This is a genomic window from Caproiciproducens puteiluti, assembly GCF_052442865.1.
Lineage (GTDB): Bacteria > Bacillota > Clostridia > Oscillospirales > Acutalibacteraceae > Caproiciproducens.
This window is the reverse complement of record NZ_CP194790.1, coordinates 1,443,590-1,458,860: the sequence shown is the minus strand read 5'-3', so window position 1 is coordinate 1,458,860 and position 15,271 is coordinate 1,443,590. Positions and strand designations below refer to the sequence as shown.

Genomic DNA, 15,271 nt, shown 5'->3' with positions numbered 1-15,271 from the left:
TTCACCAATATTATAGTGTAAGAGGACTCAAAAAGAACGATATTCAGGATACAAGGAGGCTTCTGAATTGAATGAAATCAGTACGTTGAACAGCCTAAAGGTCGGCCAAACCGCTACTGTGAAAAAGCTGCGCTCAACCGGAAGCATGAGACGGCGGCTTCAAGATATTGGATTGATCGAAGGAACGCAGGTCGAATGCCTTCAAAAAAGCCCTTCAGGCGACCCCATTGCCTATTTAATCCGCGGCGCGGTCATCGCGCTCAGACAGGAAGACAGCAGCAACGTGATGATCAGCGCGAATTAATCCGGACTCAATGCAATTCTGCGAATACAAATGAAAATTTGCGCTTGCAGAATTGCTTTTTCATAAAAAACTGATAAGGAGTGATTGTGGTGGGATTGGCTGCAAACCCGACCGGGATCAAATGGATTGATTCCGGTCTTACTATAAACAGGGAAAACCCCGACGACAGGGTCATAGCGCTGGCCGGAAATCCCAATGTGGGCAAAAGCACCGTTTTCAACGCCCTGACCGGCATGAACCAGCACACCGGCAACTGGCCGGGCAAAACCGTAACGAACGCACAGGGAAAATGCTCCTACGACGGGGTCAATTATATCATGGTCGATATTCCCGGTACATATTCCCTGATGGCGCATTCCGCCGAAGAGGAGGTAGCGCGGGATTTTATCTGCTTTGGAAGCCCGGACGCGGTCATCGTCGTCTGTGACGCGACCTGTCTGGAAAGGAACATGAATCTGGTGCTGCAGACCATTGAAATCACCGATCATGTAGTGGTCTGTGTGAATCTGATGGATGAAGCAAAAAAGAAACACATCCATATTGATTTCGGCAGCCTGCAGAAGGATTTGGGCGTTCCCGTAATCGGCGTTACGGCCCGGAGCGGAAAAAAGCTCGGGAAGCTGATGGAAACGGTCGGCAGCCTGAAAACGGAAAATTTCATCAGGCCGATTCAATTAAAATACACCGCGCCGATCGAAGAAGCCATTTCCATTGTGGAACCCGCCGTGAAAGCATGCCTCAGCGAAAAGCTGAATTCCCGCTGGGCGGCGCTGAAGCTGATTGACAACGACGAAAGTCTTCTCAAAAGCATGAGCGACTATCTTGGGTTCAATCCCGCGCTGGAGGAACCCGTCGCCTCAAAAATCGCGCAGGCAAGACAGCGTCTGGAGGAAAACGGCATCAGCGGCGAAGCGCTGCGCGACCAGATCGTTTCCTGCCTGATTATTACCGCCGAGGGAATCTGCGCCGACGCGGTGACGTTTGAATCCGACAGCTACAATGCAAGGGACCGGAAAATCGACCGGATACTGACCAGCAAATGGAGCGGCTTTCCCATTATGATTCTGCTTCTGATGCTGATTTTTTACATCACCATTACCGGCGCGAACTACCCGTCCGCGCTGCTTTCGGATGCCCTGTTCCGCTTTCAGGATATTTTGCTCGCGTTTTTCAGCCGGATCGGCGCGCCCTCGTGGGTTTCCGGCATGCTGGTCATGGGCATTTACCGTGTGCTTGCGTGGGTCGTATCGGTGATGCTGCCGCCCATGGCGATTTTCTTCCCCCTGTTTACCCTTCTGGAGGACTTGGGTTACCTGCCCCGGATTGCCTTCAATCTGGATAAATATTTCAAAAAAGCCCACACCTGCGGAAAACAGGCGCTAACCATGTGTATGGGATTCGGCTGCAACGCGTGCGGCGTGTCGGGATGCCGGATCATCGATTCGCCGCGGGAAAGGCTGATTGCCACCATTACCAACTGCTTTGTTCCCTGCAACGGACGGTTCCCCACCCTGGTCGCGATTATCTCCATGTTCTTTGTCGGAACGGTTTCCGCGCCGTTTCAATCCTTTTTTTCCACCTGCCTGCTGACCGGTACGATCATTCTGGGAATCTTTATGACTTTTATCGTCTCAAAGCTTCTCTCCGTTACCATTCTGAAAGGAATCCCCTCCTCCTTTACACTGGAGCTTCCCCCCTACCGCAGGCCGCAGATCGGAAAAGTGATCGTCCGCTCCATCTGCGACCGCACCCTGTTCGTTCTGGGCAGGGCGGTGGTCGTGGCCGCCCCCGCCGGGCTGATTATCTGGCTTTTGGCAAATATCCATGTCGGCGGAGCCAGCCTGCTGCTCCACTGCTCGAATTTTCTCGACCCGTTCGCAAATCTTCTGGGGCTGGACGGGGTGATTCTGCTCGCGTTTATTCTGGGATTTCCCGCCAATGAAATCGTGGTGCCGATCATCATTATGGCGTACATGTCCACAGGGAGCATTTTGGAACTGGGAAGTCTGGAGGAACTGAAAAACCTCCTCCTCAGCAACGGGTGGACCTGGCTGACCGCCGTATGCACCATGCTGTTTTCTTTAATGCACTGGCCGTGCTCCACCACCTGCCTGACCATCCATAAGGAAACGCAGAGCTGGAAATGGACGGCTGTCTCGTTCGCAGTTCCCACCGCCGCGGGCATGGTGATCTGTTTCCTCTTCGCCGGCACAGTAAGGCTTTTGGGCCTGCTGTAATAAAACAAGGAAATGCCGTTACTGCACAGCTGGACTGTTGCAATACGGCATTTCCCTTTGTATTTTAAAAAATATTTTCTCAGTGTTCCATCATCTTGACGCCGTTACTTGTACCGATCCGGTCCGCACCGGCGTGAATCATGTTCATGGCATCCTCATAGGTCCGGACACCGCCCGAAGCTTTTACCTTTGCTTTTCCCTGTACGGCACGTTTCATCAGCTCTACATCGTGGACAGTAGCGCCCCCGGTGCTAAAGCCGGTCGACGTTTTTACAAAATCTGCGCCCGCCTCCACAGCGAGTTCACAGGCTTTTCCTTTTTGTTCATCGTTCAAAAGGCAGGTTTCAATAATTACTTTTAATAACGCCTTTGGATGTGCTTCGCGGACAACCGCCCGGATATCCTGAAGCACGGTCTCATAATCCCCGTCCAGCAATGCACCGATATTGATCACCATATCCACCTCGCCGGCGCCGTCCTGTACCGCCTGCTTTGCCTCAAAGGCCTTTCCCTGCGTGGACATTGCGCCGAGCGGAAAGCCGACGACACAGCACACAGTGACTCCGGAATCCTTTAAAAGCGTATTTGCCAAAGGGACATAATACGAATTGACGCAAACGGAAGCAAAATGGTGTTGCCTTGCCTCCGTACAGAGTGTTTCTATCTGTCCTTTGGTTGCGTTCGGCTTTAAAAGCGTGTGATCAATATAAGTTTCCAGTTCCATAATTTTTCCTCCTGTATCATTCATGAAGGGCAGGCTCCGCCCGTATTTTCACCAAAAACCGGCGGGCCGCTTCGGTACCGCGGTCCACCGGTAAAATCAGACTAATCTCTGGTCTTTACGGAATCGACGTTTTCTTTTGTAACCAGAGTGGATTCAAGGATCACGCTCTTTTCAACCTTTTCGCCTTTCAGGTATTTTACAGCGGTCTGAACCGCGTTTTTGCCCAGGAAATAAGGGGGCTCGTTGATGGTGGCCTTCATCTTATCTTCCTTAATTGCTTTCATGGTATCATCGAGGCAGTCATTGCCGACCAGTACGATGTCCTTCGTCCGTCCGGCCGCTTCAATGGCTTCGAGGCATCCGAGCGCCATCTCGTCGTTCGCCGCGTAGACGGCCTGAATATCCTTGTTCGCCTGAAGAATATTTTCCATGACCTTCATTGCTTTGGCTCTGTCAAAATCCGCGCTCTGCGTGGCAACCTTCTTGATGTCCGGATATTTCGCAATGACATCGTTAAAGCCTTTGCTTCTGTCCTGCGCAACATTCGTGCCCATAATGCCCTGAATTTCCACTACATTTCCTTTGCCTTTCAGCGTATCGGCGATAAACTGTCCCTCAAGGCCGCCCGCTTTGATCGCGTTAAAGCCCATGTGGCTGACGACTTCTCCGCCCTTCGCGGCACGGTCGATCGTAATCACCGGGATTTTCGCGTCGTTCGCTTCCTGAATAGCGGACACAATCGCGTCGCTGTCGGCCGGGTCGATGATGATTAGGTCCGGTTTCTGTGTAATCAGGTTTTCAACATCCTTCATCTGGGTGGACGCATCGTTCTGCGCGTCAGTTACCACCAGTTTGGCTCCCAGTTCCTCCGCACCTTTCTGGGCGCCCTCTTTCACGCTGACGAAGAACGGATTGGTCTGCGTATTCATCGAAAGACCGATGACGAGCTGTTTGTTTGAGCTTTGGGCGGGTGCGGCGCTCTCCGCCGCTTTTGATTCAGCGGTGCTGGTCGCGGCTCCGGTGGAGCAGCCTGCGGCTGTCGCGGCAATCATTGCTGCGGATAGTACCAACGCCAATAATTTTTTTGACCTTTTCATAAACTTCTCCCTTTCTTTCTGCCAATTTATTGATTAACTTTAGCTGACAAGTCCTTGAATTTCTTGTCGGCCAATACGGCGATAAGAATAACAACGCCCTTCACAATATTGGTGGCAAACGGGTTTACGTTCATCAATGTGAGGATATTGTCAAGAACCCCGAGAATCAGCGCGCCGATTACCGTCGGAAGAATAAAGCCCTGACCCCCCGCCAGACTGGTTCCGCCGATGATAACGGAGGCGATTGCATCCATTTCATATCCTTCCCCCGCCGTGGCGGCCGCTGTACCAAGCCTTGCGGTGAGGATGATGCCGGCAAGGCTGGAAAGCAAAGCGATGATGATATAGACAATCCATTCGTTCTTTACAACGGAAATTCCGGAAAGTCTGGCCGCCTCACGGTTTCCGCCGATCGCGTAAACCGTGCGCCCGTAAGCAGTGTGCGTAAGTAAAATATAGGCGGCCAGATAAACGAACAATAGAATAATAATCGGAACGGGGATTCCGGCAAGGCTGCCTTTTCCCACAGCCTTATAGATATCCGACTGTACGGAGATCGGCGTGCCGTTGGTATAAACCAGAATGCAGCCTCTCAGGAGGGTCATCATTGCCAATGTGGCGATAAAGGCTGGAATTCCGCACTTTGCAATAAAGAATCCATTGATGAATCCACAGACTAGACCGGTTAAAAGACCGATGCCGATGGCGAGCGGAACGGAGTCCGTCGTCTGCAGCACACCGGCGGAAAATGCGCCGGCCAGTCCCACAACGGAGCCCACCGAAAGATCAATTCCGCCTGTCAGGATCACAAACGTCATCCCTGCGCCGATAATGGCGGTAATGGAAACCTGCCGGATCACGTTCAGCATGTTTGAGGCGCTTAAAAAGGCGGGCGACAGGAATGCGGCAACAATCAGGATCAGGGCAAGAATGATGCTCGTTCTATGTACGGTTAAAACCCGAAAAGCTTTCTCTTTCGCATTCATTCACCAACACCTCCTGCAGCATAGGCCAAAATCAATTCCTGATTAGATTCATTTCTATTTAAGGACATGACAATTTTTCCTTCCCTCATAATCAGTATGCGGTCGCTCATCCCAATGAGCTCCGGTAAATCTGATGAAACCAGGATGATGCTTTTCCCTTCCTCCGTCATCCGGTTCATGATTTGATAAATTTCCGACTTGGCGCCGACATCGACTCCGCGGGTAGGCTCATCCATGATACAGATCGACGGGACCGTTTCAAGGATTTTTGCAAAGACCACCTTCTGCTGATTTCCGCCGCTTAAATTCTGTCCCAGCTGGTTGTAGGAACTTACCTTAATATTCAGGGAGCGAATGTTCTTGGTTACCATTTTCTCCTCTGCCTTATGGTTTACAAAAGAATGGCTGCATATTTTTTTCAGCGATGACAGCGAAATATTTTCCTTTACGCTCCGGATGAGAATCAATCCCTCGTTTTTCCGGTCGTCGGAAACAAATCCGATTCCGGCCCGAAGCGCTTTGCGCGGAGTGCCGCAGTCCGCCGGTGCATTCCCGATTTTTATTTCGCCCTTTTCCATGGGGATGGCTCCGTACAAAATTTTGGAAAGCTCGATATTTCCGGACCCCATCAGCCCGGCGATTCCGAGGATCTCCCCCTTTCTCAGCTCGAAGCTGACGTCTTTTACCCCGCGCCCCGTAATGTTCTGTGCTTTCAAAACCGTTTCCTGTCCGGAATACTCTCTGTGGGGATACAGGTCCGAAATGTCCTTACCCACCATCATCGACACCAGCTCCTGGTAACCAATGTCACCGATACTCTTTGTCGCCACATTTTTTCCGTCGCGGAAAACCGTGACCCGGTCAGCCAGCTTGAAGATTTCATCCAGACGATGGGATATGTAAATGATCGAAATACCTTCCTGTGAGAGCGACCGGATGATGGAAAACAGAATGTCGATTTCCTCATCGGTCAGCGCCGCCGTCGGCTCATCCATAATAATGACCTTTGCGTTTCTGGACAGGCACTTAGCAATTTCAACCATTTGCGCCTGTGCAACAGACAGCTTATTGACCGGAAGCTGTGGATCAACGTTCAGCTTCAGCCGATCCAGCAGCTCCTTTGCTTTCTGATTCAGCGTTTTCCAGTCAAACAGCCCGTTCTTCTTTTTGGGAAGAGCTTCCAAAAAAATATTTTCGGCAACTGAAAGATAGGGGATCAGGTTGAACTCCTGATAAATCATGGAAATTCCCTTGTCCCTGGCTTCTTTCGTAGAGTGGAAAGAAACTTTTACACCTTCAAAATACATGTTCCCGGAAGTATAGGGATGCGCGCCGGAAATAATCTTCATCAGCGTTGATTTGCCCGCGCCGTTTTCACCGCACAGAGCATGAATTTCGCCTTTTTTTATTTCAAGGTGTACACCGTCAAGTGCTTTTACGCCCGGAAAAATTTTGACAATGGAGTCCAGTTTTAAAATGATATCGTCTTCCGGCATTCTTTGACCTCCCTTCCTTCAGTAGGCACATGCACAAACCAAAATAACGCTTGGATAAGGGGTGAATTCCCCGGTGCGGACAATCGCCCTGGAGGATTTGGTTTTTTCTTTCAGGTCCACATGATCTACATACTCTATTGGAATATCCTTTGGAAGCACTTCCAGAATCTTCTGATGCATGTCCGGGCTGACCGTTTTCAGCTCTTTTGCAAGAATCGCCTTTTCCACCACAATGCTGCTCAGAATTTCCTTCAGAACATCAAGATACTTTGGTTCGTTCGGCTTCCACGCCAAGTCCACCTTTTCCACTCCGTCCGGAACGGGCAGACCGGCATCGCTGACAACCAGCGTATCCTTATGACCGAGATCAGCCAGCACATGGGCAAGCTGCGCGTTTAAAATTCCACCTTTTAACATTTGCATTCTCTCCTTTGACTGTTTTCAGGACGTTTGCTTTATTTATGTTCTGATAAGAACTTATCGATCTCGCCGCGCACGGGCATGGAGGGAGTCGTCCCCATCCGTGTGACGGAAATGGACGCCGCCGCGTTTGCAAACCCGCAGGCTTCCCAGATATCCTTGCCCTCCGCAAGAGACGCAACCAGCGCTCCGTTGAAGGCGTCGCCCGCGCCCGTAGTGTCAAGCACATCCACCTTGGGTACGGGAAGAATTCCGTGCTTTTGAGCTGTTGAAACGAACACGCCCCGTTTTCCAAGGGTGATGACAACGGTTTTTACTCCTTTGCCGAAGAAATACTCTGCCGCTTTCTGTGCGTTTTCCTCGCTGTCAACCTTAATGCCTGTCAGAATTTCCGCTTCCACCTCATTGGGCGTAATAATATCGACCTTTCTCAGAAGCTCGTCGCTGATCGGCTGTACGGGAGCCGTATTGAAAACAACGGTCACACCGTAACGGTGCGCCATGTCCACGACACGCTCCACGGCATCCACGTTGGTTTCCAGCTGCGTTAAAAGATACCCCGAATTTTTGACGATTTCTTCAATGGAGTCCACGTCTTCCTTCGTAATTTCGGAACATGCACCCAGCGTAACCATGATTGCGTTCTGGCTGGTCACTTCATCCACCATGATCAATGCGGCACCGGTTTCACTTTTTTCCGAAAAAAACACATGGCTTGCATCCATATCCAGTTCCTTCATCGTATTCAGTGCAATATTACCGAAGGTATCGTGCCGGATTTTTGTCACCATTGTGACATCCGCGCCGGCTTTCTTGGCCGCGACCCCCTGATTGAAGCCTTTTCCGCCGGGTCCGATCCGGAACATCGACCCTTTTACAGTCTCTCCGGGTACGGGCAGATGAGGCGCTCTGGACATCAAATCAACAACAAAGCTTCCGAATACGGTAATGTGCTGCTGTTTCATAATCATTCCTCCATTAAAAATATGTAACCGGTTCCACATCACGGCATAAAAAATCAGCTGAGCCCTTTTAATTTTTCGGAACCACGCAGAATCAGTTTCGGCATCAGAATGGTCCGCTGGATGTTATCCGTATTCTTGCCGGATTCCAGTTTTTCCATCAGCAGTGTAATGGCCACTTCACCCATGGCAAAAGTGGGACGGTCGATCACCGATATCTTGATATTGAGAATATTCAGCATTTCAATTTCATCGAACCCAAGCAATGAAATATCTTCCCCGATTTTCTTCCCGGTTTCATTCAGATATTTAATGCACCCAAGCGTCATCATATTGTTGGAAGAAAAAATAGCGGTGGGAAGCGGTGACATGGAAAATATTTTCTTCGTGATTTCATATCCGCTTTCAAGCCTGAAATCGCCGTAGAAAATCAGGTTTTCATCCAAAGGAATCTGATAGGCTTCGAGGGCCTGTTTGTACCCCCTGAGACGGTCGCGTCCCGGCTTGGAAGTCTTGGGGCCCGCGATAATGGCGATCCGCCGGTGTCCGTTCTGAATCAGCGCCTGCATTCCCTCAAAGGTGCCAGCAATATTATCAATAAACACGCCGTCAAATTTGGAATGCTTCACATCTCTGTCGATCAGGACAATGGGAATGCCGATGCTTTCCATAAATTTCAGATATTCCGCATTGAATTCATTGGCGTCTGAGGTTGGCGTGATAATGATTCCCTTCAGCTTCTGCCCTTTCAGCATTTTCAGTGAACGCCGCTCATTCTCTTCGCGCTCGTTGGTGTCGCAGAGCAGAATATTCAGGTTGGACTTCTCCGCTTTCACTGTAATTCCCTTGATGACCTCGCCAAAAAACGGATTGTTGATATCCGGTACCACAACGCCGATGGTATTTGTTTCATTTTTACTCAGATTTCTTGCCAGAACGTTGGGGACATATCCGTTTTCGCGGATAGTTTCCTCCACAATGGTTCTGGTTTCCATCTTTACATAGCCGCTGTTATTGATAACTCTGGAAACCGTTGCAGGGGATACTTTTGCTATTTTTGCAATGTCTTTTATTGTAAGCAATGGCCAATACACCTTTCGCAAAGATTTTGCAGAAAATTTATAAAACTGGTTTCATAAAATTGTAGATTAATCAGTTCATCTCTTAGTGTGGCTTTATTATATCTTAATAATTTTTAGATATCAATTATAATATTATCCAATAATATAAAAAATAATTAAGCAATTTAAATAATGGAAGCGATTTCATTATATTTGTTTCATATCTGAAATCAGGGCTTTAATATCAGATCCATTTAAAGAATCCTGACATAAAAGGAGAGCTTTGTCAGGCACAAAGATCAACCAGAAGAGCAAAATTTCAATGAATTCAAACGCTTTTATGGAATCCCTTTCATATATTCAGGGACCAAACAGGTCTCTGCTGATCCATAGCAAAAGGGCTCAGAACAATGATTGTTCCGAGCCCTTTTGCTATCATCGGTTTGAAAGGCAGGCGATTGTATGCCGTACATAAACCCCTGCCTTTCAGGAAATCCATTCAATTTTGTGAAACGGATAAATGGTGCCTGCGGTAATAAAGCAGAGCGGCCAGCACCACCAGAATGCAGAACGCCGCGTACAGGAAGAAAAGCTTGCTCTGCAGGCCGCCCGAAAGAATGAAGAGGGAGCCGAGCGTCGCCAGAATGGGAACGGCGACCCCGCGGAAAGCACTTTTGATTTCTCCCGCGCGGTAAAGCGCAAACACCTTGTAGTACAGAATAATATAAAAAATATAGCTCATAACGATAGCGATTTCAGAAACATCCGAATTGGGGAGCAGTGCGAATTTGACGGTGATAAAATGGATTGCCGCCCAGAATGTGGTGATAACATAGCAGAAGATTGCGGAATTCACCGGCATCCCGTGTTTTTCGTCCAGCTTTGAGAGCTTGTCCGAAAGCGGGAACATCCCTTCCCCCCGCAGGGCCATAGAGTACGGAAGGCGGATATAACCCAGAATAATGCCGTTTGCCGTACCCATTACCGCAATAATAACGAAAATCAGCACCAGCTGCGCGCCGAAACCGCCGAACAGATTTTTGGCGACCGTATAGACATGGGCGTCCTGCAGCGCGACGATTTTCTGAGGGTCCAGCAGGCTGGAAACGCCGATAAAATATGCGACATAGGTAATCAGGATAATGACCGGCGCAATAATCAGCGCGCGGGGCAGGTTCTTTTTGGAATCGCGGATTTCCGGCGCAATGGAAGTGGAAATGGACCAGCCGTCAAAGGAATAGGCGATCGGCCCAATGGCGGAAAGCCAGGCCGCTCCCCCCAGGGTACTGGGGGCAATGCTTTGAAACCCTTTGGCGGGATTGCCGAAAAACAGGCCGCATACCGCAATGACGGCCAGAGGAAGCATCTTGCTGATGGTGGAAAAATTCTGGAACCCGCCGCCCAGTCTGGCGGACAGGGAATTCATCATAAAGTTCAGCGTATAAAAGAGAAAGCCGATCAGCATTTGATTTTCCAGTGTGCCTTCCCATCCGAACAAAAGGCAGATGTAAATGCCGACCACCCACGAAACAACCGCGGCAATGGTGGGCAGATACACAAAAATCTGGAACCACCCCATCCCGCAGGCGAGCCTTTCGCTCGCGAATTCCTCCACATACGTGATGACCCCGCCCGGGCGGTCGGTGCGGGAGGCCAGCTCGCTGATACAGAGCCCCCCGAAAATGATGCTGGTCGCACCCAGCACGAAAACAAGCACACCAAGCGGGACGCTTCCTCCGGTAGCCGCCAGAATATTGTCGCTCTTAAAGAAAATTCCAGAGCCGATGCAAATACCGATAATCATGGTTACCGTAGTAAATAGTCCGTAATGGTGCCTTGTCTGTTCCATATATTATTATCTCCCCAAACCAATTTTCCTGCCTGATTGCAGCGTTTCTATTCTATCACAGCGCAATGCATTTGAATAGTGTCTGAGCAAGAAAAAATCTCTCTTTTGCCGGGAAGGCAAAGGAGAGATAAAACCCTATTTTTTATTCTTTCTGGTACAGGAATGGCAGGATGAGCACCGGCTGCAGTCGCCGCAGCATTCCTTTCTGTGCCGGTAGGAATACCGGATTGCGAACACAAGCAATACGGCGATCACCGCCAGAATCGCATAATCAATCAGCTGCATAATGCTCCCTTCCGCCGTCAGCGGCAAATCAAAAGGCCGATATGATAGACAAAAAATGCCACGATCCAGGCGACGCCCGTCTGGTAAAGCACCATGGCCACCGCATTTTTCGAGCTGTTCATTTCACGCCGGACGGCGCTGATTGCCGCAACACAGGGCGTATAAAGCAGCGTAAAGGTCAGGTACGACCACGCGGTCAGCGGGGTAAAAAGCTGGGACAGCGCCGCGGGCAGATTGGAAACACTGGTTCCGGTCAGAACCGCAAGCGTACTGACCACCGCTTCTTTGGCGGTAAAGCCGGTAATCAAAGCGGTGGAAACACGCCAGTCGGTAAAGCCGAGCGGAGCAAACAGCGGCGCGATCACCTTGCCGACGCCGGCGAGCATGCTGTCGGCGCTTGTGGCCACCACATTGAAGCGCGTGTCAAAGGTCTGAAGAAACCATATGATAATCGTTGCCACAAAGATAACGGTAAATGCACGCGTTAAAAAATCCTTTGCCTTATCCCACATCAGCAGTGCAACACTTTTCGCACTGGGAAGGCGATAGTTCGGCAGTTCCATGACAAACGGCACCGGTTTCCCGTGGAAAAGCGTGCTTTTCAGGATCAGACCGCTGATAATGCCGACGAGGATACCGGTAACATAAAGGGCAATCATCACCAGGGCACGGTGCTTCGGGAAGAACGCGACAGTAAACATCGCGTAAATCGGCAGCTTTGCGCTGCAGCTCATAAAGGGCGTCAGAAGGATGGTCATTTTGCGGTCGCGTTCACTGGAAAGAGTACGGGTCGCCATGATGGCGGGAACGGAGCAGCCGAACCCGATCAGCATCGGCACAAAGCTGCGGCCCGAAAGCCCGATCTTGCGCAGCAGCTTATCCATGACAAAGGCGACCCGGGCCATATACCCGCTGTCCTCCAGAATGGAAAGGAAAAAGAACAGCACCACGATGATGGGTAAAAACGAAAGCACGCTGCCGACCCCGGCGAATACGCCGTCGATCAGAAGCGAATGCACGACCGGGTTGATGCCGTACGCGGTCAGGCCCGCGCTGACGACTTCGGTAACGAAGTCGATGGCAAGGGAAAGAAGGTCGCTCAGCGCGCTGCCGATCACCCCGAAGGTCAGGTAAAACACCAGCATCATAATCGCAAGGAAAATCGGAATCGCGAGATATTTGTGCGTCAGGATTTCGTCGATCGCCACACTGCGCCGGTGTTCTTTGGATTCCCCTATTTTTACGACGGAATCCTTGCACAGTCCTTCGATAAACGTGTAGCGCATATCCGCCAGGGCGGCTTCCCTGTCGGTACCGAGCTCCCGCTCCATTTCCGTTACGCTGTGGCCCACCATATCCTTTTCGTTGTCCGAAAGGCCCAACGCGTTCATCATGGGATCGTCGCCCTCGACCAGCTTCGTCGCCGCAAAGCGCGGAGGTACGCCGATCCGTTCGGCGTGATCCTCCACCAGATGGGCCACGGAATGAATCGCTCTATGTACTGCGCCGGTGCAAAAGTCCTGGCGCCTCGGTTTCTGCTTTGCTGCGGCGGTGCTGATCGCCGTTTCAATCAGCTCGTCGATCCCTTCATTCTTGCTGGCGGAAATGGGAACGACCGGCACGCCGAGTTCTTTTTGAAATTTCTCTATAATAATGGTCCCGCCGTTGGCGCGGACCTCATCCATCATATTTAAAGCAATTACCATGGGAAGATTCAGCTCAATCAGCTGCATGCTCAGGTAAAGATTGCGCTCAACATTGGTTGCGTCCACGATATTGATAATCCCGTCCGGATGGTTGTTCAGTATAAAGTCTCGGGTGACAATTTCTTCACTGGTATAAGGGGAAAGAGAATAGATGCCCGGAAGGTCCACCACCGTCACGTCGCGGTGCCCGCGGATGACCCCGTCCTTTCTCTCAACCGTAACCCCCGGAAAATTTCCCACATGCTGGTTGGAACCGGTGAGCTGGTTGAACAGCGTTGTTTTCCCGCTGTTCTGGTTCCCGGCTAACGCAAAAATCATCGGCTTAACGTCCCTTCCACTTCAATCTTTTTTGCATCCTCAATCCGAATGGTCAGTTCGTAGCCTCGAAGATGGATTTCAATCGGATCGCCCATCGGCGCAACCTTTCTCACCATCACCTCCGTGTGAGGAGTCAGTCCCATATCCAACAGCCTGCGCCGCAGCGCGCCCTCACCCCTGACTTCAACAATCTTTGATTTACGGCCGATCTGCAGTTCATTTAAGGTCATAAGAGCCTCCATCATCTGATTTCTTATTTACTTGTGATGCTCCTCAAGCATTATATGTTAGCCTCTGCTAACATATAATATTTTAGTCTGTACAATGGGATTTGTCAAGGAAAGCGTGGCTAATTGTTAAATGTTTTTCAAAAACAGATTCCCGCATTCCTTCCCTCGCTTTTTTGCTTTAAGGCGCAAAAAAGCGGCCGCAACAGCGAACCGCTTTTTCATATTGTGAGACAAAACACGTTCCTCCCCACCTTCGGCGGGGAGGAACGTAACCCCGTTGCAGAATCAATTGAAAATGCTGTATTATATGATGAAATTTCCGTTCCGGAACACAGCGATCTGTTTTCCGTCCCATGTGGTACCGGTAATCTCCATATCCGCGCTTCCGAACATAAAATCGCAGTGGATTTTGGAATAGTTGGAGCCGAGCTTTTCCCGTTCCTCCCGCTTTAATTCCGCGCCGTTTTTCAGATTGTCCGGATAGGAAGCGCCGAGCGCCAGATGACAGGAAGCGTTTTCGTCAAAGAGCGTGTTCAGGAACAGAATCCCCAGCCGTGAAATGGGCGAGTCGTACGGAATCAGCGCCACTTCGCCGAGGTAACAGCTGCCCTCGTCGAAGCCGATCAGATTTTTCAGGGTGTCTTGTTCCTTTTCCGCCTGAAAACCGATTACCTTTCCGTCCTGAAAATCCAGATGGAAATTTTCGATCAGCTTGCCCTGGTAGCTCAGCGGCTTTGTGGCGTATACGCGGCCGTCCACTCTGTATTTATCCGGCATGGTAAAAACTTCCTCGGTCGGCATATTCGGATTGAAAACCGCGCCGTTTTTCGCCTTGTCACAGCCGCCCGCCCAGATGTGATCTTTCACAAGTCCAACCGTCAGGTCCGTTCCCATTCCGTTTTTAAAATGGAGGGATTTAAAACGGAACCCGTTCATTAACTCGCAGTGATGACTGAGCTCCTCATTGTGCCGTTCCCACTCGGCGACCGGGTCGTTGTCCTCCGCAATCCGGACGCTTGTGAGAACCGCGTCCCACAGCGCAGCAAGGGCCTTTTCGTCGCTGAGGCCCGGAAAGACTTTTTTCGCCCACGGGACGGTCGGAATCGCGACGATGGACCACTGGCCGTAGTTCGCCATCGTATAGTATTCGAACGGCTCAAACGCGGTTTCTTTGGCCATACGGACGGTCTGAAGCTTCTTTCCGTCAATCTTCGCCAGAAGTCCGGGAGTCGCGGACTCGACATACAGGAAACAGCATTTTTGGTCGATGCAGTTTCTCTTCTGCTCAATTTTCCACGGAGCTATCCGGGCCAGCGTTTCCGTGCGTTCATGCTGAAGGGCAAGCTTCGCCACCGCTTCGTCGTTCCAAAGGACAAGCACTTCCCCGGCGCCCGCCCGGTATGCTTCCTCCACGCACAGGCGGGTAAAATACGCACACTCGACGGACGACGTAAGGACAAGAAGCTGCCCCGGCTGCACATGGACCCCCATACAGACTGCCAGGCGCGCATATTTGCGCAATATTTCCTCTTTTACCATAAATAATCTCCCCTTCTTTATTGATGTTCAATGTTCCCGCTGCAAATCAGTTTATAC

At 50.5% G+C, this 15,271-nt stretch carries 14 protein-coding genes; 2 read left to right on the top strand and 12 right to left on the bottom strand.

Annotation, left to right across the window (positions count from 1 at the left end):
• Window positions 1-67: 67 nt before the first annotated feature.
• Complete coding sequence (locus tag ACRQU7_RS06930) at window positions 68-304, top strand: FeoA family protein (protein WP_038323477.1); 237 nt, start codon at window positions 68-70, stop codon at window positions 302-304.
• An 89-nt stretch (window positions 305-393) separates the two neighbouring features.
• Entirely contained in the window at window positions 394-2,541 is a 2,148-nt protein-coding gene (feoB, locus tag ACRQU7_RS06925; RefSeq protein WP_444644747.1) for a ferrous iron transport protein B, read from the top strand.
• Between the two features lie 79 nt (window positions 2,542-2,620).
• Here the strand turns inward: feoB (ACRQU7_RS06925) and deoC are convergent, their stop codons facing one another.
• The 12 genes from deoC to ACRQU7_RS06865 form a co-directional block, all read right to left on the bottom strand.
• The gene (gene deoC, locus ACRQU7_RS06920) at window positions 2,621-3,265 is read right to left on the bottom strand and encodes a deoxyribose-phosphate aldolase (protein ID WP_444644745.1); all 645 of its coding nucleotides are present in this window, start codon (window positions 3,263-3,265) and stop codon (window positions 2,621-2,623) included.
• A gap of 101 nt (window positions 3,266-3,366) precedes the next feature.
• Window positions 3,367-4,362: a substrate-binding domain-containing protein gene (locus ACRQU7_RS06915; protein WP_038323472.1), complete on the bottom strand. Its 996-nt coding sequence runs from the start codon at window positions 4,360-4,362 to the stop codon at window positions 3,367-3,369.
• Between the two features lie 26 nt (window positions 4,363-4,388).
• A complete protein-coding gene (locus ACRQU7_RS06910; RefSeq protein ID WP_444644742.1) occupies window positions 4,389-5,348 on the bottom strand; it encodes an ABC transporter permease in 960 nt (319 codons plus the stop codon).
• Window positions 5,345-6,844, bottom strand: coding sequence for a sugar ABC transporter ATP-binding protein (locus ACRQU7_RS06905; protein WP_444644740.1), 1,500 nt, complete (start codon window positions 6,842-6,844; stop codon window positions 5,345-5,347). Before ACRQU7_RS06905 ends, ACRQU7_RS06910 begins: the two co-directional genes overlap by 4 nt.
• 18 nt (window positions 6,845-6,862) lie before the next feature.
• A complete protein-coding gene (rbsD, locus tag ACRQU7_RS06900) occupies window positions 6,863-7,261 on the bottom strand; it encodes a D-ribose pyranase (protein ID WP_444644738.1) in 399 nt (132 codons plus the stop codon).
• Between the two features lie 38 nt (window positions 7,262-7,299).
• Window positions 7,300-8,229 carry a ribokinase gene (gene rbsK / locus ACRQU7_RS06895; RefSeq protein ID WP_444644736.1) on the bottom strand — a complete coding sequence of 310 codons (930 nt, stop codon included), beginning with the start codon at window positions 8,227-8,229 and terminating at the stop codon, window positions 7,300-7,302.
• A gap of 53 nt (window positions 8,230-8,282) precedes the next feature.
• On the bottom strand, window positions 8,283-9,308 hold the full coding sequence (locus ACRQU7_RS06890; RefSeq protein ID WP_444644734.1) for a LacI family DNA-binding transcriptional regulator: 1,026 nt from the start codon (window positions 9,306-9,308) through the stop codon (window positions 8,283-8,285).
• Between the two features lie 478 nt (window positions 9,309-9,786).
• Entirely contained in the window at window positions 9,787-11,136 is a 1,350-nt protein-coding gene (locus tag ACRQU7_RS06885) for an APC family permease (RefSeq protein ID WP_444644732.1), read from the bottom strand.
• Between the two features lie 135 nt (window positions 11,137-11,271).
• Complete coding sequence (locus ACRQU7_RS06880) at window positions 11,272-11,421, bottom strand: FeoB-associated Cys-rich membrane protein (RefSeq protein WP_141827729.1); 150 nt, start codon at window positions 11,419-11,421, stop codon at window positions 11,272-11,274.
• A 17-nt stretch (window positions 11,422-11,438) separates the two neighbouring features.
• Complete coding sequence (gene feoB, locus ACRQU7_RS06875; protein ID WP_444644729.1) at window positions 11,439-13,445, bottom strand: ferrous iron transport protein B; 2,007 nt, start codon at window positions 13,443-13,445, stop codon at window positions 11,439-11,441.
• Window positions 13,442-13,675 (bottom strand): FeoA family protein, encoded by a 234-nt coding sequence (locus ACRQU7_RS06870; RefSeq protein WP_243122606.1) that lies wholly within the window; start codon window positions 13,673-13,675, stop codon window positions 13,442-13,444. The genes feoB (ACRQU7_RS06875) and ACRQU7_RS06870 overlap by 4 nt, the downstream gene beginning before the upstream one ends.
• A 303-nt stretch (window positions 13,676-13,978) precedes the next feature.
• On the bottom strand, window positions 13,979-15,214 hold the full coding sequence (locus tag ACRQU7_RS06865) for an aminopeptidase (RefSeq protein ID WP_444644727.1): 1,236 nt from the start codon (window positions 15,212-15,214) through the stop codon (window positions 13,979-13,981).
• Between the last annotated feature and the right edge of the window lie 57 nt (window positions 15,215-15,271).